This is a genomic window from Micromonospora sp. CNZ285 (assembly GCF_004637285.1).
This window is the reverse complement of record NZ_SPQD01000001.1, coordinates 5,875,098-5,892,516: the sequence shown is the minus strand read 5'-3', so window position 1 is coordinate 5,892,516 and position 17,419 is coordinate 5,875,098. Positions and strand designations below refer to the sequence as shown.

At 74.6% G+C, this 17,419-nt stretch carries 19 protein-coding genes; 10 read left to right on the top strand and 9 right to left on the bottom strand.

Annotated elements, in window-relative coordinates; genetic code table 11:
* Nucleotides 1-149 precede the first annotated feature (149 nt).
* Nucleotides 150-3,386, top strand: coding sequence for a BTAD domain-containing putative transcriptional regulator (locus CLT75_RS27125; protein ID WP_135243030.1), 3,237 nt, complete (start codon nucleotides 150-152; stop codon nucleotides 3,384-3,386).
* Here the strand turns inward: CLT75_RS27125 and CLT75_RS27120 are convergent.
* The 3 genes from CLT75_RS27120 to CLT75_RS27110 all read right to left on the bottom strand — a co-directional run bounded on the left by CLT75_RS27120 (nucleotide 3,328) and on the right by CLT75_RS27110 (nucleotide 5,857).
* Entirely contained in the window at nucleotides 3,328-4,122 is a 795-nt protein-coding gene (locus CLT75_RS27120; protein WP_135243029.1) for an ABC transporter permease, read from the bottom strand. The two genes, CLT75_RS27125 and CLT75_RS27120, sit on opposite strands and share 59 nt — an antisense overlap.
* Complete coding sequence (locus CLT75_RS27115) at nucleotides 4,119-5,078, bottom strand: ATP-binding cassette domain-containing protein (RefSeq protein WP_135243028.1); 960 nt, start codon at nucleotides 5,076-5,078, stop codon at nucleotides 4,119-4,121. Before CLT75_RS27115 ends, CLT75_RS27120 begins: the two co-directional genes overlap by 4 nt.
* Before the next feature lie 74 nt (nucleotides 5,079-5,152).
* Complete coding sequence (locus tag CLT75_RS27110) at nucleotides 5,153-5,857, bottom strand: GAF and ANTAR domain-containing protein (RefSeq protein ID WP_135243027.1); 705 nt, start codon at nucleotides 5,855-5,857, stop codon at nucleotides 5,153-5,155.
* A 194-nt stretch (nucleotides 5,858-6,051) separates the two neighbouring features.
* Here CLT75_RS27110 and CLT75_RS27105 point away from each other — a divergent pair, with 194 nt between their 5' ends.
* Together CLT75_RS27105 and CLT75_RS27100 are read left to right on the top strand one after the other, a co-directional pair.
* Complete coding sequence (locus CLT75_RS27105; RefSeq protein WP_486485280.1) at nucleotides 6,052-6,444, top strand: STAS domain-containing protein; 393 nt, start codon at nucleotides 6,052-6,054, stop codon at nucleotides 6,442-6,444.
* Between the two features lie 145 nt (nucleotides 6,445-6,589).
* A complete protein-coding gene (locus CLT75_RS27100; RefSeq protein ID WP_013283797.1) occupies nucleotides 6,590-7,300 on the top strand; it encodes a GAF and ANTAR domain-containing protein in 711 nt (236 codons plus the stop codon).
* 8 nt (nucleotides 7,301-7,308) lie between these two features.
* Here the strand turns inward: CLT75_RS27100 and CLT75_RS27095 are convergent, their stop codons facing one another.
* Nucleotides 7,309-7,527: a hypothetical protein gene (locus CLT75_RS27095; RefSeq protein ID WP_013283796.1), complete on the bottom strand. Its 219-nt coding sequence runs from the start codon at nucleotides 7,525-7,527 to the stop codon at nucleotides 7,309-7,311.
* 84 nt (nucleotides 7,528-7,611) lie between these two features.
* Here CLT75_RS27095 and CLT75_RS27090 point away from each other — a divergent pair, with 84 nt between their 5' ends.
* Both CLT75_RS27090 and CLT75_RS27085 read left to right on the top strand, forming a co-directional pair.
* Nucleotides 7,612-8,367 (top strand): methyltransferase domain-containing protein, encoded by a 756-nt coding sequence (locus tag CLT75_RS27090; protein WP_135243026.1) that lies wholly within the window; start codon nucleotides 7,612-7,614, stop codon nucleotides 8,365-8,367.
* Between the two features lie 38 nt (nucleotides 8,368-8,405).
* Complete coding sequence (locus CLT75_RS27085) at nucleotides 8,406-8,831, top strand: ATP-binding protein (protein WP_091330304.1); 426 nt, start codon at nucleotides 8,406-8,408, stop codon at nucleotides 8,829-8,831.
* A 27-nt stretch (nucleotides 8,832-8,858) separates the two neighbouring features.
* Here CLT75_RS27085 and CLT75_RS27080 read toward each other — a convergent pair whose 3' ends face one another.
* Nucleotides 8,859-9,641: a DUF3152 domain-containing protein gene (locus CLT75_RS27080; RefSeq protein ID WP_135243025.1), complete on the bottom strand. Its 783-nt coding sequence runs from the start codon at nucleotides 9,639-9,641 to the stop codon at nucleotides 8,859-8,861.
* Between the two features lie 205 nt (nucleotides 9,642-9,846).
* On the opposite strand from CLT75_RS27080, the gene CLT75_RS27075 reads away from it, so the two are divergent.
* From CLT75_RS27075 to CLT75_RS27065, 3 genes are all read left to right on the top strand, one after another.
* Nucleotides 9,847-11,037, top strand: a complete 1,191-nt coding sequence (locus CLT75_RS27075; protein ID WP_135243024.1) for a DUF2786 domain-containing protein — start codon at nucleotides 9,847-9,849, stop codon at nucleotides 11,035-11,037.
* 101 nt (nucleotides 11,038-11,138) lie between these two features.
* Nucleotides 11,139-11,501 (top strand): YciI family protein, encoded by a 363-nt coding sequence (locus CLT75_RS27070; protein WP_486485370.1) that lies wholly within the window; start codon nucleotides 11,139-11,141, stop codon nucleotides 11,499-11,501.
* Entirely contained in the window at nucleotides 11,498-12,748 is a 1,251-nt protein-coding gene (locus CLT75_RS27065; RefSeq protein WP_135243022.1) for a sigma-70 family RNA polymerase sigma factor, read from the top strand. The genes CLT75_RS27070 and CLT75_RS27065 overlap by 4 nt, the downstream gene beginning before the upstream one ends.
* Before the next feature lie 66 nt (nucleotides 12,749-12,814).
* Here CLT75_RS27065 and CLT75_RS27060 read toward each other — a convergent pair whose 3' ends face one another.
* The 4 genes from CLT75_RS27060 to CLT75_RS27045 all read right to left on the bottom strand — a co-directional run bounded on the left by CLT75_RS27060 (nucleotide 12,815) and on the right by CLT75_RS27045 (nucleotide 16,552).
* The gene (locus CLT75_RS27060) at nucleotides 12,815-12,988 is read right to left on the bottom strand and encodes a CsbD family protein (protein WP_013283784.1); all 174 of its coding nucleotides are present in this window, start codon (nucleotides 12,986-12,988) and stop codon (nucleotides 12,815-12,817) included.
* A gap of 67 nt (nucleotides 12,989-13,055) precedes the next feature.
* Nucleotides 13,056-15,311 carry a heavy metal translocating P-type ATPase gene (locus tag CLT75_RS27055; RefSeq protein WP_135243021.1) on the bottom strand — a complete coding sequence of 752 codons (2,256 nt, stop codon included), beginning with the start codon at nucleotides 15,309-15,311 and terminating at the stop codon, nucleotides 13,056-13,058.
* 17 nt (nucleotides 15,312-15,328) lie between these two features.
* Nucleotides 15,329-16,309: a hypothetical protein gene (locus tag CLT75_RS27050; RefSeq protein WP_135243020.1), complete on the bottom strand. Its 981-nt coding sequence runs from the start codon at nucleotides 16,307-16,309 to the stop codon at nucleotides 15,329-15,331.
* A gap of 36 nt (nucleotides 16,310-16,345) precedes the next feature.
* Nucleotides 16,346-16,552 carry a heavy-metal-associated domain-containing protein gene (locus tag CLT75_RS27045; RefSeq protein ID WP_013473785.1) on the bottom strand — a complete coding sequence of 69 codons (207 nt, stop codon included), beginning with the start codon at nucleotides 16,550-16,552 and terminating at the stop codon, nucleotides 16,346-16,348.
* A gap of 80 nt (nucleotides 16,553-16,632) precedes the next feature.
* On the opposite strand from CLT75_RS27045, the gene CLT75_RS27040 reads away from it, so the two are divergent.
* Both CLT75_RS27040 and CLT75_RS27035 read left to right on the top strand, forming a co-directional pair.
* Complete coding sequence (locus CLT75_RS27040; RefSeq protein WP_013283780.1) at nucleotides 16,633-16,932, top strand: metal-sensitive transcriptional regulator; 300 nt, start codon at nucleotides 16,633-16,635, stop codon at nucleotides 16,930-16,932.
* Between the two features lie 126 nt (nucleotides 16,933-17,058).
* Nucleotides 17,059-17,268 (top strand): SHOCT domain-containing protein, encoded by a 210-nt coding sequence (locus tag CLT75_RS27035; RefSeq protein WP_030503502.1) that lies wholly within the window; start codon nucleotides 17,059-17,061, stop codon nucleotides 17,266-17,268.
* Nucleotides 17,269-17,419 lie beyond the last annotated feature (151 nt).

Sequence of the window (17,419 nt, the reverse complement as noted above, 5' to 3'; positions counted from 1 at the left end):
TCCTTCGCGGCCATACCAGCCGGGCCGGGTGCGTACGGTCGACGGCTTTGACGGATCCGGTACGCGCCACCGGCCGCTTTTCACGCCGCCTTCACGCACCGCCCGGCGCGGGGACCGTGACGGGCCGGTCCGCCGCCTACGCTGGCCCGGTGACCACCGAACTGACCCTGCTGTCGGACGTGGTCTGCCGAGGTGTGCCGGTGGGCGGCGCCCGGCTGCGCGGGTTGCTGGCCCTCCTGGCCGGCCGGCTCGGGCCCGGCTGCGGCACCGGCGCGCTCGTCGACGCGCTCTGGCCGGACGATCCGCCCCGGCATCCGGTGAAGGCGTTGCAGATCCTGGTCTCCCGGGCCCGCGCCGAGCTGGGCGCCGACCTGATCGTCCGGACCGCCACCGGTTACCGGCTGGCGCTCACCGACGCGCAGGTGGACGCGGCGGCGGTGCTGCGGCACGCCGGGGCGGCGGCCCGGCACGCCCGTGCGGGTGCGCACGCGCCCGCACTCGCCGAGGCGGAGGCTGGGCTGGCGTACTGGGCCGGGCCGCCCGGCGACGACCCGGGTGAGGGCGATCCGCTCGCCGCGTTGCGCGCGGACCGGGCCGCCACGTACCGCGAACTGTCCCGGGCGCGGGCGCTCGCGTTGTCCCGGCTCGGACGGCCCGCGGAGGCGCTCGCAGGTCTCGCCGCGCTGGCCGCCGGAGGTCCGCAGGACGAGGAGGTGCTGGCCGAACTGCTCCGGTGCGAGGCAGCGGTGACGAGCCGGTCGGCGGCGCTGACCCGGTACGAGAACTACCGCCGCTCGCTCCGCGACGAGCTGGGCGCCGAGCCGGGAGCGGCGCTGCGCGAGCTGCACCGGGAACTGCTCGATGGCGAGAGCCGGGTGGCCCGGCCCGGCATCCCCTACGAGCCGAACCCACTGCTGGGCCGCGACGGCGACCTGGCCTCGGTGGAGTCCCTGCTGGCCGGCTCCCGTGTGGTCTCCGTCGTCGGTCCGGGCGGGCTGGGCAAGACCCGGCTCGCGTACGCGGTGGCCCGGCGCGCGCCGCAGCGCAGCGTACGCCTGGTGGCGCTCGGCGCAGTCACCGCCGACGGCGACGTGCCCGAGGCCCTCGCGGCGGCGCTGGGGGTCGGCGAGCCGGTCGCCGGGCCGGTCGGCGCACTGCCGGTGCCCGCCGAGCCGGTCGCCGCGATCGTGGCGGCGCTCGGACCGGGGCCGGTGCTGCTGGTGCTGGACAACTGCGAGCAGGTGGTCCGGGGCGTCGCCGAGCTGGTGGCGGCGCTGCTTGCGGCGACCCGGGAGCTGCGGGTGCTGACCACCAGCCGCACCCCGCTGGGGTTGACCTCGGAGGCGGTGCACGCGCTGCCCGAACTGCCGCTGGACACGGCGGTGCAGCTGTTCACGCAGCGGGCCCGCGCCGCCCGGCCGGGCGTGGTGCTGCCCGCCGACCAGGTGGCCGAGGTGTGCCGGCACCTGGACGGGATGCCGCTGGCGATCGAGCTGGCCGCCGCCCGGGTGCGGGCGATGAGCGTGCCGGAGCTGGCCCGCCGGTTGGACGACCGGTTCGGGCTGCTGCGCGGCGGCCCCCGGGACGCGCCACCGCGCCACCACACGTTGCACGCGGTGGTCGACTGGAGCTGGAACCTGCTGCGGCCGGAGGGGCGGGCGGCGTTGCGGGCGCTGTCGGTGTTCCCGGACGGGTTCAGCGCCGCGGCGGCGGACCGGGTGCTCGGCGAGGACGCGCTGCCGGTGCTGGAACACCTGGTCGACCAGTCGCTGCTGCGGGTGGAGGAGACACCGGACGCGATCCGGTTCCGGATGCTGGAGACGGTGCGGGAATTCGGCGCCGCCCGCCGCGCCGAGGCCGGCGAGGACGAGCGGGTGCTGGCGGCGTACCTCGCCTGGGCCCGCGAGTTCGGCCTCGGGCACCACGAGGCGCTGCTCGGCGCCGAACCGTTCACCGCCGTCGCGACGGTCCGCGCCGAGCAGGACAACCTGGTCGCCGCGCTGCGCCTGGCCCTGGCCCGGTCCGACGCACCGACAGTGGCGGGTGTCGCCGCCGCGCTGGCCGCGGTGTGGACGCTCGACACCAGCTACACCCGGATGCTCGCGCTGGTCGCCGACACCGACTTCCTGCTGTCCCACTACCGTCCGGCGCCGGAGTTCGTGGCACCGGTCCGCACCGTCGCCGTGCTCGGCGTGGCGCACACCCTGATGATCGCCGGGCGCCGCTCGACCCGCTCGCTGGTCGTACTGCGCCGCCTGCCGCCGCCACCGCCGGACACGGTCGCCGGTGCGATGGCGGTGGTGCTGGGCGCGCTCCCCGAGATAGACGCCGACCCGGCCGTGCTCACCGCGCTGCGCGCGCACCGCGAACCGCTTGTCGCCGCGATGGCGAACGCCCTGGCCAGCTATCTGCTGGAGCAGGCCGGGCGGCCTGACGACGCGCTCGACGCGGCCCGACGGATGCTCGACGCGCTGGCGCACCGGCCGCTGCGGTGGCTGCTGGTACTCGCCCACTCCCGGGTCGGTGAACTCTGCATGCAGGCCGAACGCTCGGCGGAGGCCCGGGACCACCTCACCGCCGCGCTGGACCTGCTGGCCGACTCCGGCCCGTGGTGGGACCGCCTCCAGATCCGCTGGAGCCTGGTGCTGGTCAACCTGGCGCTGGGCGAGGTCGACGAGGCGGAACGCTGGCTGCGGCTGGCCACCACCGACGCCTGCGACAGCCGGTACGACGCCCCGCCGGTGCCGGACGACCAGTACGGCATGCAGGCGTACGAGCGCGGCATCCGGGCCGAGTTCGCGCTGGCCCGGGGCGATGTCGAGGCCGGACTGGCCGGTTGGCGGGAGGCGCTGGACGGGTTGCGGCAGCCGTCGAACCCGCTCATCTGGTCCGGCCCGCCCGGCGACGCGCCGTGGCACCTGGAGATCCGGGCGGCCGCCCTGGCCGCACACGCCCGGCACGGCCGGCTGGACCTGGTGCCGGGGCTCGCCGACTCGCTGCGCCGCCGGAGCGTGGCGCTGCTGGCCGACCCGATCGCCGAACCGCCAGGCTTCCTCGTGCAGCTCCCGATCCACGGGTCACTGCTGCTCGCCGTCGCCCTGGTCGAGCTGGACCGGTCGGGCGGTACCGGCGACGGAGCCGCCGCCGGCGCCCGGCTGGTCGCGCTCGCCGAACGCTTCGGCTACCTGCGCAACTTCCAGCCCACCATGTCCTCGGCGGCGGCCCGCCGGGCGGCGCGCGACGCGGACGCGGCGGCGTACGACGCGGCCCGCGCGTCGTACGCCGCCCTCGACCACGACGAGCTGCGGCTCGCCGCCGTGGCGGAACTCAGCGGGACGGATCCCGGTCGTACAGCCGGCGCGCCCACAGGTAGCCGAGCAGGCTGATCCCGGCACACCAGGCCACCGCCGCGACCGCGTCACCGCCGTCGACCGGACCGGCCAGGAGCAGGCCGCGCAACGTCTCCATGATCGGAGTGAACGGCTGGTGCTCGGCGAACCAGCCGAGCCACCCGGGCATCGAGTCGGTCGGCACGAACCCGCTGCCCAGGAACGGCAGCAGCAGCAGCGGCATGGGCAGGTTGCTGGCGCTCTCCACGGTCTTGGGCACCATGCCCAGCGCTACCGACAGCCAGGTGATCGCGAACGCGGTGAGGGTGAGCAGTCCGACGGCGGCGAGCCACTGCGCCGGGCCGGCGTCCGGCCGGAACCCGACCAGCAGCGCCACACCGACCACCACCGCCAGCCCGAGCAGCGTCTGCGCCACCGCGCCGACGACGTGGCCGGTGAGCACCGCCGCGCGGGCGATGGACATGGTGCGGAACCGGGCCACGATGCCCTCGGTCATGTCCATGGCCACGGCGATCGCGGTGCCCTGTGCCGCACCGGCCATGGCGAGCAGCAGGATGCCGGGGGTCACGTAGTCGGCGTACGCGGACCGGCCCCCGGCCACACCGCCGAGTCCGTTGCCGAGCGTGCCGCCGAAGACGTAGACGAACAGCAGCAGGAAGATCACCGGAAGGGCGATCACCATGACGGTCAAGGACGGGTAGCGCACCGCGTGCTTGAGGTTGCGGCGCAGCATGGTCGCCGAGTCCCCGACGGTGTGGGCGAGCGTGCTCATGCGGTCACCTTCTCCTCGGTGGGGTGGCCGGTGAGGGCCAGGAAGACGTCGTCCAGATCGGGGGTGTGCAGGCTCAGCGAATCGACAGCGACACCGGCCGCGTCGAGCCGGTCGAGCAGCGCCCGTACCCCGCTGACGCTCCCGTCGCCCGGCACCCGCAGGGTGAGGTCGTCGTCGTGCCGGGTGGCCGCCGGGAACAGCCCGGCCGCCGCGGCCAGGTGCGCCGCGTCGGTGAAGTGCAGGCGTACGTGGCCGCCGGGCACCAGTCGCTTCAGCTCGGCCGGGCTGCCCTCGGCGACCAGGCGACCGCCGTCGAGCAGCGCGACCCGATCGGCCAGGTGGTCGGCCTCCTCCAGGTACTGGGTGGTGAGGAAGACGGTGGCGCCCTCGGCCACCAGTTCCCGGACGATCTGCCACATGGCCCGGCGGCTGCGCGGGTCCAGGCCGGCCGTCGGCTCGTCCAGGAAGATCAGCCGGGGGCGGCCGACGAGCGTCATCGCCAGGTCCAGCCGGCGCTTCATCCCGCCCGAGTACGCCGCCACCGGCTTGCCCGCCGCCTCGGTCAGGTCGAAGCGGGCCAGCAGGTCGTCCACCACCCGCCGTCCCTCGACCCGGCCGAGGTGCCGCAGGTCGGTCATCAGCCGCAGGTTCTCCGCGCCGGTGAGCAGCGCGTCGACGGCGGAGAACTGGCCGGTCACGCCGATCGCGGCGCGTACCCGGTCCGGTTCGGCGGTCAGGTCGTGGCCGGCCACCCGGACGGTGCCGGCGTCGGGGCGGATCAGTGTGGAGAGGATCTGCACGGTGGTCGTCTTGCCGGCGCCGTTCGGGCCGAGCAGGGCGAAGACAGTGGCCTCGGGTACGCGCAGGTCGACACCGTCGAGCACCACCTGTCTCCGGTACGCCTTGCGCAGCCCGGACACCTCGACCATCGCGCCGGGAGAGTTCGTCGTCGTCATGCCCGCAACCGTGACGGCAGGCGGGATCAGCGCGGTTTCACGACGGTTTCACGCCCCGCGACGACGTGTGCGGGTCAGCGGGCGGCGGCGCGGGAGACGAGCGCCTCGGCCACCTCGCGCAGCTTGCGGTTGGAGTCTTGGGAGAGCTTGGCGAGCAGCGTGAACGCCTCCTCGGCGGAGCAGCGCCGCTGCCCCATGATGATGCCCTTCGCCTGCTCGATCACGGCCCGGCTGCGCATCGCCTCCTGCATCTGCCGGGCCAGCGTCGCGGTGCTCTCGTAGAGGTGGGCGTTGGCGAGCGCCACCGCCGCGTACGCGGCGAACTCCTCCGCCAGCTCGATCGACGCCTTGTCGAACGCGTCGGTGGACCTTCCGTAGACGTTCAGCGCCCCGGTGACCGCCTCCTGGATCGGCAGCCCGATCGACAGCGAACTCTGCACGCCCGCCGCGCGCGCCCGCGCCGCCCAGCCGGGCCAGCGCGGCTCGTCGGTCAGGTCGGGCAGGGAGATGCTCACCGCGCTGACCGAGGCGTCCAGGCAGGGGCCGTCGTCGTGCTCGTACTGCCACTCGTCGAGGCTGCGGGCCAGGTCGCTGGTGTAGGCGATGGCCCGGTTCGCGCCGGCCTGCACCAGGGAGACGGACACCTCGGCGCTGCCCGGCACCGCCCGGTTCGCCAGGTCGGCGACGCGCGCCAGCACGTCGTCGAGCGCCACCTCGTCGAGCCGGATCCGGCTCAGCTCCGCGAGGGCTTCGCCGGGGTCGATGCGGGGGGCTTCCATGCTCTCGTCCTGTCCTGACGGAGGTCATCGGCAGCGGTCGTTCCGATGACGGTACCCGGGACCGGCGGGTCCGAACTCGTCCCACGCTGCGATGTCCACCTGGTCGGCGTATCTTCGGTACGGGTCAAGACATGCGCCCTCCTGCTCCCGGCGAGTGCCGCCGGGAGCTCCTCGGACGTCGAGGTGGGGGTGCCGTGTCCGACGAACAGCCGATCATGTGGCTGAGCTGCCACGTGGGCACGGACGTGACCCAGATCTCGGTGACCGGCGAGGTGGACCTCAGCAACGCGCACCTGCTCACCGAACTCGTGGAGACCGCCGCCGCGGCGCCCGCGCCGCTCGTGGTGATCGACCTCGCGGAGGTCAGCTTCTTCGGCGCGTACGGCACGAACGCGCTGGTGCTGGCGCAGCGGGTGCTCACCGGGCACGACCGGCGGCTGGTCCTGCACCGGCCCTCCCCGGTGGTCCGGCGCGTCCTCGGCGTCACCGGCACGCTCACCGCGTTCGAGGTCGTCGATCGGCCCGCGTTGCCGGCCGCCGACGACGGGTCGGCACGTCCCGTCGTACCGACCCGCTCCGGGTCGTAGAGTTGTCCCGATCGTCGACGTCCCGTCCGGGGCGTCACGAACGAGCGTCAAGAAGCGGCGCCGGTCCCGAACCATGCCGGAATCGGGGTGCCGGTCCGTCACCACGGGCCGATCCCCGCCGCTTCCCCCAAGGACGTCACCGCTCATGCCGCAGGCCCACCCCGACCTCGCCGCTGCCTTGATCAGACTCGGTCGGATCAAGTACGACGAAGTCGACCTCGACGTGGTGTTGTCGACCATCGCCCAGGTCGCCAAGGACACCCTGCCCGGGACCGCCGAGGTCTCGGTCACCCTGGTCCAGGGCACGGAGGCGCACACCGCCGCGTACACCGGTGAGCTGGCGCTGACACTCGACGAGTGGCAGTACGCGCAGGGCCGTGGCCCGTGCCTGGACGCCGCCACGACCGGCACCGCCATGCTGGTGCCGGACATGGCGGCGGAGAGCCGCTGGCCGGAGTGGGCGGCCCGGGCGCACGCGGCGGGCGCGGCCAGTTCGCTGTCGATCGGCCTGCCCATCCAGGAGGCGATGGTCGGCGCGCTGAACATCTACGGCGCGTCCCCGGGTGTCCTGGACCGCCAGGTCGAGCTGGCGCAGACGCTGGCCGGGTACGCCGCCATCGCGCTGGCGAACGTCCACCTCTACGAGAGCACGGCGACGCTGGCGCAGCAGATGCAGGAGGCGATGCAGAGCCGGGCCGTGATCGAGCAGGCGAAGGGCATCATCATGGGGCAGCGGCGCTGCTCGGCCGACGAGGCGTTCGCCATCCTGGCCCGGGTGTCGCAGGACTCCAACCGCAAGCTGCGCGAGGTCGCCGAGTCACTCGTCGATCGCGCGGTGCACGGACCTCGTGACTGAGCGTGAGGTCAGCGCGGCATCTCGCGCCAGCCGGAGCCGCTCGCGCGCCACGCCCCGGCCAGGATCGTCGCTGAGCCACGACTCGGGCACTGCTGAATCCGGGACCGGCCGCTCGCCCCGCCGATCTGCGCCTGGACCTGCCACTGGCTTCCGTCGGTGCGGATGTAGACGTCGCGCCGTCCGCGAGGGTTGCTGACGCCGTTCCACCAGTGTTCCTCGACCACCATGCGGTGACCGTACCCCAGGAGACCCGGACGGGCCCAGACCGGAATTCCGTTGCTCCGCGTGACCGGGCGGCGCACCCTCCACGAATGACCTCACCGGACCTTCCCCGCCAGTTCACCATTCGCGAAGGCGAGCTGCGCATCCTCAACCCGTTCGACGACGTCAAGCTGGCCACGCTGGGCCGGGCGATCCGGCTGCGGCCCGGCGACGAGCTGCTCGACCTGTGCAGCGGAAAGGGCGAATTGCTCTGCACCTGGGCCCGTGACCACGGGATCACCGGCACCGGGGTCGACATCAGCACCGTCTTCACCGCCGCCGCCCGGGAGCGCGCCGCCGGACTCGGCGTGGCAGACCGGGTACGGTTCGTGCACGGCGACGCGGCGGCGTACACCCCGGAGCGGCCGGTCGACGTGGCCGCCTGCGTCGGCGCGACCTGGATCGGCGGCGGGGTGCCCGGCACCCTGGACCTGCTCGGCCGGGCGCTGCGGCCGGGCGGCATGGCGCTCGTCGGTGAGCCCTACTGGCGGCGCGACCCGCCGGACGACGAGGCGGTCACCGGCTCGCACGCCCGGTCCCGGGACGAGTTCCGCGACCTGCCCGGCCTGGTCGCGTCGTTCGGCGACTGCGGCTGGGACCTGGTCGAGATGGTCCTCGCCGACCAGGACAGCTGGGACCGGTACGCCGCCGCGCACTGGCTGAACCTGCGCCGCTGGCTGGACGCCAACCCGGACGACGAACTGGCCCCGGATCTGCGGCGGGAGCTGACCGAGGACCCGGTGCGGTACGTCCGTTTCCAGCGCGAGTATCTGGGGTGGGGCGTGTTCGCGCTGCTGCGGCGCTGACCTGCTTAACGAACGGCTACGCAGGGTAAAGCCAGATCATGGGACAGTTGCGCACCTCGCCGCCGCCGCCACAGGCCACCGAGCTGGAGCGGTGGGTGCTTGACAGTCCCGAGGATCTGCGCGGCCTGCGCGCCTCCCTACGCGACGCGCTGAACCGGCACGGCCTGGTGCAGGGTGCGGACCTCGACGAGGTGCCGCATCTGGTCGTGCTGGTCGCCACCGAACTGGCGAGCAACGCGCTGCGGCACGGTCGCCCGCCCACCATCATCACGCTGCTCGCCACCGACGACCGGTTCCTGCTCGACGTGGCCGACCACGACGTGAGTTCGGTGCCGGAGCTGACCGACATCCACCCGATGGACTCGGGCGGGCGGGGTCTGTTCCTGGCCCAGTCGGTCTCGCTCGACGTGGGCTGGTACGGCACCGAGAAGACCAAGAACATCTGGGCCTCGTTCTCCCGGTGACGGCCGGGGCGGCCGCCGGGCGAGGGCTCAGCGGTCCCCGGCCGGGATCGGGTCGTCGTACTGGCCGGGCGGCCCGGACAGCGGTTCGCCGCCCACCAGCGGCCACGGGTTCGGGGTGCAGCCGTGCAGGCCGAGCGTCTGCTGCACCATGACCGGCGCGGGGCCGCCGGCCCGGGGGCAGCGCTCGTGGCCGCGGCCCAGCCGGTGGCCGACCTCGTGGTTGAGCAGGTACTGCCGGTAGCGGGAGAGGTCGGTCACGTGCGGCACCCCGTACACCCAGCGGGCCACGTTGATCACCACCTGGTCACCGTTGCGGCAGGACGTGTAGCGGTCGCTCGGGTCGCCGCACAGCCGCCCCCGGGTGACGGGCGTGGTGAGCAGCACGGTGAAGTCGGCGCGGTCGTCGCGGCCCACTCGTTGCAGCCGCCACCGGCCGTCGCCGGTCCAGCCGCGCCGGTCGGCGAGGGTGGCGGCGACGTCGCGGGCGAACCGTTCCACGTCCACGTCGCGGATGCCGTCCTCGACGGCGACCCGGTAGCGCAGCAGCTCACCGGAGCGGCCGGCGACCGCGCCGACCGTGTCGGCGGTGCGGAACGTGCCGTCGCCCCGGGCCGGGTAGCCGATGCCGGGGGCCACCCGGCCAGCCGCCGGGACCGGCGTGGGCGCGGCTGTCGGCGTGGGACGCGCGTCCGGCGCGGGCGCGCCCGGTGCCGCCGCCTGCACGGTCCGCCGCGCCTCGATGCCGTCCAGCAGGTCCGGGTGCCGGGCGGCGTACCCGCCGGCGGCGAGCGCGGCCCCGACCAGGACCACCGCCAGGACCCGCGGTGATCGCGGCCTCCGTCGTCGCCGGTGCAGCCCCCGGTCATGCCCGCCCACGTCGATCTCCGTCCGTCGCGCCGCCCCGCTCCGGGCAGGAGTACGGACGCCGGGCCCGGACGGTTGAACGAGCGGGCCGGGTACCGTCGGTGCCGGGGTGGGCGACCTGCCGCCTGTCGGAGTTCAGGGAGAGCCACCCGTGTCACCAGCCGAGCGACTGCTCGACGCCGCCGTCGCGACCGCGCGCGCCACCGACGTACGCGCTGCCGAGCGGGCCCTCGACGGGCTCGTGGTGGCCGACGGCGCGGCGGTGGACGCGGCGCTGCTCGCCCGGCTCACGCGGGACGTGGGCCGGCTCTGGCCGCGTGGCTGGCAGCCCGCCGACCTGGATCGGCTCGCCGTCCGGCGGCTCACCCCGCGCGGCGCCCGGCTGCTGCGCGACGCGATGGCCGCGCAGCGGCGCACGCTGCCCGTGCCGGTCCCGGCCTGGTTCGACGAGCAGCTCACCGAGACGGGCGCCCGCTGGGACGACGACGCGGGCTGGCTGGACCGGCGCGCCGACGGGGACCGGATCACCGCGCTACGGGACGCGGTCGACGCGATCGTCCTGGTGGCGGGACTGCCGCCGATCGCGGCGCTCCGGCCACCGCCCGGCTCGGCGAGTACCGCACTCGCGGCCGCGACACCGAGCGGTTCCCGGATGCTCGACCGGGTACGCGCGCTGCTGGCGAAGGCCGAGTCGACCGGCTACCCGGCCGAGGCGGAGGCGTTCACCGCGAAGGCGCAGGAGCTGATGGCCCGGCACAGCATCGACGCGGCGCTGCTCGACGCCGGGGCCGACCGGACCGGCGGCCCGGGTGGGGTGCGGATCGGCGTCGACGCCCCGTACGCGGCCGCGAAGGCGCTGCTGATCCAGGAGGTGGCGGCGGCGAACCGGTGCGAGTCGGTCTGGTCCGACGACCTGGGCTTCGCCACAGTGCTCGGTTTCCCGGCCGACCTGGCGGCTGTCGAGCTGCTGCACACGTCGCTGCTCGTGCAGGCCACCGCCGCGATGCTGCGCGGCCGGGGCGAGCGCGGCAGGGCCGGCGGGCGGCGCACCAAGGGCTACGACGAGTCGTTCCTCAACGCGTTCGCGCTGCGCGTCGGCGACCGGCTGCGGGAGGCGAGCGCGGCGGCAGCCGAGGAACTCGACGACGACCGGCTGCTGCCGGTGCTCGCGGCCCGCTCCGACGCCGTCCGGGAACGCGTCGACCAACTCTTTCCCGGCACCACCCGGCACCGCCTCCAGGTGCGTGACGAGCAGGGGTGGGTCTCCGGCACCAGCGCGGCCGACCGGGCCTCGCTCGACCCGGGCCGCCCGGCACGCCGTCCGCTGCGCGGGGGCCGCTGACCTTTCCCGGGGGATGATGTCGGATCGGGCGGACCGGCTCCGACCCGTCTGCGAGGCGCCACCGCCGGTGGCCCGCACCCGAGGAGTACACCGTGAAGTACATGCTGCTGATCTGGAACCGGCCCGGCTTCGTGGAGGAGCTGACCGAGGCGGAACGCACCGCGATCTTCGGTGAGGTCGACGAGATCATGAAGGAGCTGACCGAGTCCGGCGAGCTGGTCGGCGGCGAGGCGCTGGCCCACCCCTCGCAGACCCGCACGGCCCGCCCGGCGGCCGGTGGCGGCGTCGAGGTCACCGACGGGCCGTTCATGGAGAGCAAGGAGCAGTTCGCCGGCTACCTGACTGTCGACTGCGAGACCCCGGAGCGCGCCGCCGAGATCGCCGCGCGCTGGCCGGACGTACGGCACGGTTTCGGCGTGCTGGAGGTGCGGGCGGTGATGGAGCAGGCCGGGACGGAGATGTGACAGCACCTGTGGTCGAGGACCTGCTGCGTACGCTCGCGCCGCAGGTCCTCGGCGTGCTCGTCCGCCGCCACGGCCAGTTCTACGCCTGCGAGGACGCCGTCCAGGAGGCGCTGCTCGCCGCCGCCGTGCAGTGGCCGGAACAGGGCCTGCCCGACCACCCCCGCTCCTGGCTGGTCACCGTCGCCACCCGGCGGCTCACCGACGAGTGGCGCAGCGAGCACGCCCGCCGGGAACGCGAGGTCGCGGTGGCGGTGCGGCAGCCCGCGTACGCGGCTGTCGCCCCGCCCGCCGACGAGGAGCCGCCCAGCGGGGACGACACGCTGAAGCTGCTGTTCCTCTGCTGCCATCCGGCGTTGCCGGTGAGCGGGCAGGTGGCGCTCACGCTGCGCGCCGTGGGCGGGTTGAGCACCGCCGAGATCGCCCGCGCCTACCTGGTGCCGGAGGCGACGATGAGCCAGCGGATCCGCCGCGCGAAGCAGCGGATCGAGGCGTCCGGCGCGCGTTTCACGCTGCCGTCACCGGCGGACCGGGACGAGCGGCTGGCCGCCGTGCTGCGGGTGCTCTACCTGGTCTTCAACGAGGGCTACACCGCGTCCAGCGGCGAGGCGCTGCACCGGGCCGAGCTGACCGGGGAGGCGATCCGGCTGACCCGGGAGCTGCGCCGGTTGCTGCCGGACGACGGCGAGGTGGCCGGGTTGCTGGCGCTGATGCTGCTCACCGACTCGCACCGGGCCGCCCGTACCGGGACGGACGGCGAGCTGGTGCCGCTGGCGGAGCAGGACCGCAGCCGGTGGGACCGGGACGCGGTCGCGGAGGGGGTGGCGCTGGTGACCGAGGCGCTCACCTGGTCGGCGCCCGGGCCGTACCAGGTGCAGGCGGCGATCGCCGCTGTGCACGCGGAGGCGCCCACCGCCGAGGACACCGACTGGCGGCAGATCGTCGCGCTCTACCGGGTGCTGGCACGTGTCGCGCCGAACCCGATGGTCACGCTCAACCAGGCCGTCGCGGTGGCCATGGTGGACGGGCCGCGTGCCGGGCTGGCGCTGCTGGCCACGCTCGACGGCGACGACCGGACCGCGGGGCACCACCGGCTCGCCGCCGTCCGCGCGCACCTGCTCGACCTGGCCGGTGACCGCGCGGAGGCCCGGGCCGCGTACCTGGCCGCCGCGCGGGCCACCACGAGCCTGCCGGAGCGGCGTTATCTGGAGGTACGCGCCGCGCGGCTGGCCGGTGACCGGCCGCGCTGACCCGCGCCCGGACAGCACTCCGGGCCGGCCCGTGGGCCGACCCGGTGGTGTGTGTGCGTCGCGTACTCAGCTCTTGAAGGCGTCCTTGATCTTCTCGCCGGCCTGCTTGAGCTTGGCGCCCGCCTGGTCGTTGCGGCCCTCGGCCTCGAGGCGCTCGTTGTCGGTCGCCCGGCCGACGCCCTCCTTGACCTTGCCCGCGGTGTCCTGGGAAGCGTTGTCGATCTTGTCGTCCAGACCCATGATGACCTCCACTGATGCGGTTGCCTGACGACAACTGGTTACCCCGTCGGTTGTCGGCTCAATCCCCTCACCCGATCGGGCGGAAGCTCCGCAGCCGCAGGCTGTTGCCCACCACGAACACCGACGAGAACGCCATCGCCGCTCCGGCGAGCATCGGGTTGAGCAGTCCGGCCGCCGCCAGCGGCAGCGCCGCGACGTTGTAGGCGAACGCCCAGAACAGGTTGCCCTTGATGATCGCCAGCGTCCGCCGGGAGAGCCGGATGGCGTCCGCGGCGGCCATCAGGTCGCCCCGGACCAGCGTCAGGTCGGCCGCCTCGATGGCCGCGTCGGTGCCGGTGCCCATGGCCAGCCCGAGGTCGGCGCGGGCCAGCGCGGCGGCGTCGTTCACCCCGTCGCCGACCATGGCGACCACCCGGCCCTCGCGCTGGAGCCGCTCGACCACGTCGACCTTGTCGGCGGGCAGCACCTCCGCGATCACCTCGTCGATGCCGACCTCGGCCGCCACCGCCTTCGCCACTGTGGTGTTGTCGCCGGTGAGCAGCACCGGCTTCAGGCCCAGCTCACGCAGCCGCGCGACGGCCGCCCGGCTGGTCGGCTTCACCGCGTCGGCCACCGCGAGCACGCCCCGGGCGCGCCCGCCCCAGCCGGCCAGGATCGCCGTCCGCCCGGCGGCCTCCGCGCCGGTCGCGGCCCGCACGACCTCCTCGGGTACGTCGAGACCCCGCTCCCGCAGCAGCCGGGCCCGGCCGACCACCACGGTCCGGCCGTCGACGGTGCCGGTCACGCCCAGCCCCTCGGCGTTGGCGAACTCGCCGACCGGCGGCAGCGGTCCGGCCTCGGCCGCGGCCTCGGCGACGGCCCGCGCGATCGGGTGCTCGGAGGCGGCCTCCAGCGCGCCGGCCACCCGGAGCAGTTCGTCGGCGTCCTCGCCGTCGGCGGGCAGCACCTCGGCCAGCGCCATCCGGCCGGTGGTGACGGTGCCGGTCTTGTCCAGCACCACGGTGTCGACCCGGCGGGTGGACTCCAGCACCTCCGGCCCCTTGATCAGCACGCCGAGCTGCGCGCCTCGCCCGGTGCCGACGAGCAGCGCGGTCGGGGTGGCCAGGCCGAGCGCGCACGGGCAGGCGATGATCAGGACGGCCACCGCGGCGGTGAACGCGGCGGTCGGCCCGGAGCCGGTGCCGAGCCACCAGCCGAGCGTGCCGGCGGCCAGCGCGATCACGATCGGCACGAAGACGCCGGAGATCCGGTCGGCGAGCCGCTGCACCGCCGCCTTGCCGGTCTGTGCCTGCTCCACGAGTCGCGCCATCTGGGCGAGCTGGGTGTCCCCGCCGACCCGGGTGGCGCGGACCACCAGCCGGCCGCCGGCGTTTACCGTGGCGCCGACCACCGCGTCGCCCTGGCCCACCTCGACCGGCACCGACTCGCCGGTCAGCATGCTGGCGTCGACCGCGGACGTGCCCTCCTCGACCACACCGTCGGTGGCGATCTTCTCGCCGGGCCGGACCACGAACCGGTCGCCGACCGCGAGCCGGCCGACCGGGATGCGGGTCTCCTGCCCGTCGCGCAGCACCGCCACGTCCTTGGCGCCGAGTTCGAGCAGGGCGCGCAGCGCCGACCCGGCGGTGCGCTTGGAGCGCGCCTCGAAGTACCGCCCGGCCAGGATGAACACGGTCACCCCGGCGGCGGCCTCCAGGTAGATGTTGCCGGCGCCGTCGCCGCGGGTGATGTCGAGGCTGAACGGGTGCTTCATCCCGGGCATGCCGGCGTCGCCGAGGAACAGCGCCCAGAGCGACCAGCCGAACGCGGCCAGCGTGCCGAGCGACACGAGCGTGTCCATGGTCGCCGCGCCGTGCCGCAGGTTGATCAGCGCGGCGCGGTGGAACGGCAGCCCGCCCCAGACCACCACCGGGGCGGCCAGGGTGAGCGAGGCCCACTGCCAGTAGTCGAACTGCCAGGCCGGAACCATGGCGAGCACGATCACCGGCAGGGTGAGCACGGCGGAGACCCAGAGCCGGGTACGCGCGGTGCGCAGCTCGTCCACCGGCTCCCCGGCCGCTGCCGCCTCCGCCTGCTCGGGCGGCGGCGGAACCACTGCGGTGTAGCCGGTCTTCTCGACGGTGGCGATCAGGTCGGCCGGCGCGATGTCGTCGGCGTACCGGACGGTGGCCTTCTCGGTGGCGTAGTTCACCGTCGCCTCGACGCCGTCCATCCGGTTGAGCTTCTTCTCGATCCGGGCGGCGCAGGACGCGCAGGTCATCCCGCCGATCGCCAGTTCGATCAGGTTCGGCGCGGTGGGCAGCGCCTTTCCCGTGGCAGTCATCGCGGCACCTCCGGCGCTCAACTGTGCCCGTGCCCCGGGGTGCCGTGTCCGGCGTCCGGGGTCGGTGCGGTGGTGGATGCCGGCGCGGCGGGCGGCGGCGCGGTCCGGTCGCCGGCGAGGACGGTGAACTCGGCGGTGTGCACCGCGTCGCCGTGCCGGAAGTCCAGGTAGAGACGGTACGCCCCGGCCGAGGGCACCTCGGCGGCGAACGTGATCGCTGGACCGGCAGGTGTGCGCCCGTCGCCGGGCGTGCCCTCCGGGTGCACGTGCAGGTACGCCAGGTCGCCCTGCCGCAGCGCCACCAGGTGCCCGTACGCGCCGAGGTAGGGCGCAAGGTCGGTGACCGGCCGCCCGTCGCGGCTGACGGAGAGCGTGAGCCGGCTGGTCCGGCCCGGCTCCGGCGTGCCGGTCAGGGTGACCGTGTAGCCGTCGACGGTGGTGCTGGTCGCCGGCGCCGGCAGCGGCCGGGCGGTCAGTTCGCCGGGGACCGTGACGTCCAGGCCGAGCGTCAGCGGCTCGCCGCCTTCGGGGGTGAAGTCGGCGAACGCCCGCCAGACGCCGGGGCCGCCGAGCGGTGAGGCGACCCGCCAGGTGCCGTCGCCGGCCATCTCCGGGTGGACGTGCCGGAACCCGGACAGGTCCCGGCGGGCGACGATCAGGTGCATGCGCTTGTCGTGGGCCACCTCGAAGCGGGTGACCGGCGTGCCGTCCGGGCCGGTGATCCGGAAGGCGAACTGCCCGGCCGGGGCGTCGGCGGGCTGGAACGTGTAGCCGCGCTCGGAGACGAGCAGCCCGCCGGGTAGGTGCGCGGAGGCGCCGCCCGCCTGGCTCTCGTCACCGTGGCCGGTGTCGCCGGCCCCGTGGTCGCTGTCGCTGTCGTCGTGTCGGGTCTCGGCGGCCGGGGCGACGGGATCGGCCAGGTTGCCGATCCCGTACGCCGCTCCGAACACCGCCACGAGGCCGAGCGCGAAGCCGCTGAGCTTCGTCGCCGTGTTCATGGTGTCTCCTCGGTTGTCGCGGGTCCGCCGGACCCGTCACGCACCGACGAGGTCGTAACCGGCCTCGTCGACCGCCGCGCGGACCGCGTCCACGTCCAGCGGGTTCTGACTGGTGACGGTGACCCGGCCGCCGGCCAGGTCGACCTGGACGTCGGTGACGCCCGGAAGTGCGCTCAGCTCGGTGCTCACCGAGTTGACGCAGTGCCCGCAGGTCATGCCGTTCACCTGGTAGGTGGTCTCCATCTCGCCCTCCGATCTGATACCCCCCTGGGGTACGTTCGGAACGTTAGCATACCCCCGAGGGGTACGCTATCCTCGGTTTCATGACCGCGCCGTCCAGCCCGACCCGGGGCTACACCGCCAGCAAGGACCAACTCCTCGCCCGGCTCCGCCGGATCGAGGGCCAGGTCCGTGGCATCGAGAAGATGGTCGAGGACGACCGTTACTGCATCGACGTGCTGACCCAGATCTCGGCCATCCAGGCGGCGCTGGACAAGGTCGGCCTGGGCCTGCTCGACGGCCACGCCCGGCACTGCATGCACGAGGGCGCCGCCGAGGGCCGGGCCGACGAGATGGCGACCGAGATGATGGCCGCCGTCGGCCGCCTGATGAAGCGCGGCTGAGCAGGGACCTCCGACCCCTCCGACCAGGGCACATCGACCCGTGCCGACGCGACCGGGCGGACGTACCGTCGAAGTGGCGGGCAGGCCGGTCCGGCGGACCCGCGGTGACGGACGGAGGGCGGCCCGATGATGTGGCAGAGCCCGATGATGGGCTGGATGTGGATCTGGTCCCTGCTGGTGCTCGCCGTGCTGGCGGGGCTCGTCTGGGCGGCCGTGCGATGGACCGGCCCGCAGTACCTGGGCCCGACGACGGCCCGGCGCATCCTGGACGAGCGGTACGCCCGCGGTGAGATCGACGAGGACGAGTACCGGCGGCGCCGGGCCGGCCTGGCCTGACCGCGCGGGGCGCGCGTCACCGGCCACGGTGTGCGGGAGCGGCCGGCCGGGCTGCCTACCATGGCCGGGCGACGACCCGGACGTGGTCGACACGTCCGCGCCGGCCGGGTGACCAGACCGGTCCGGCGGACCAGGCGTCGCCGCGACCGTT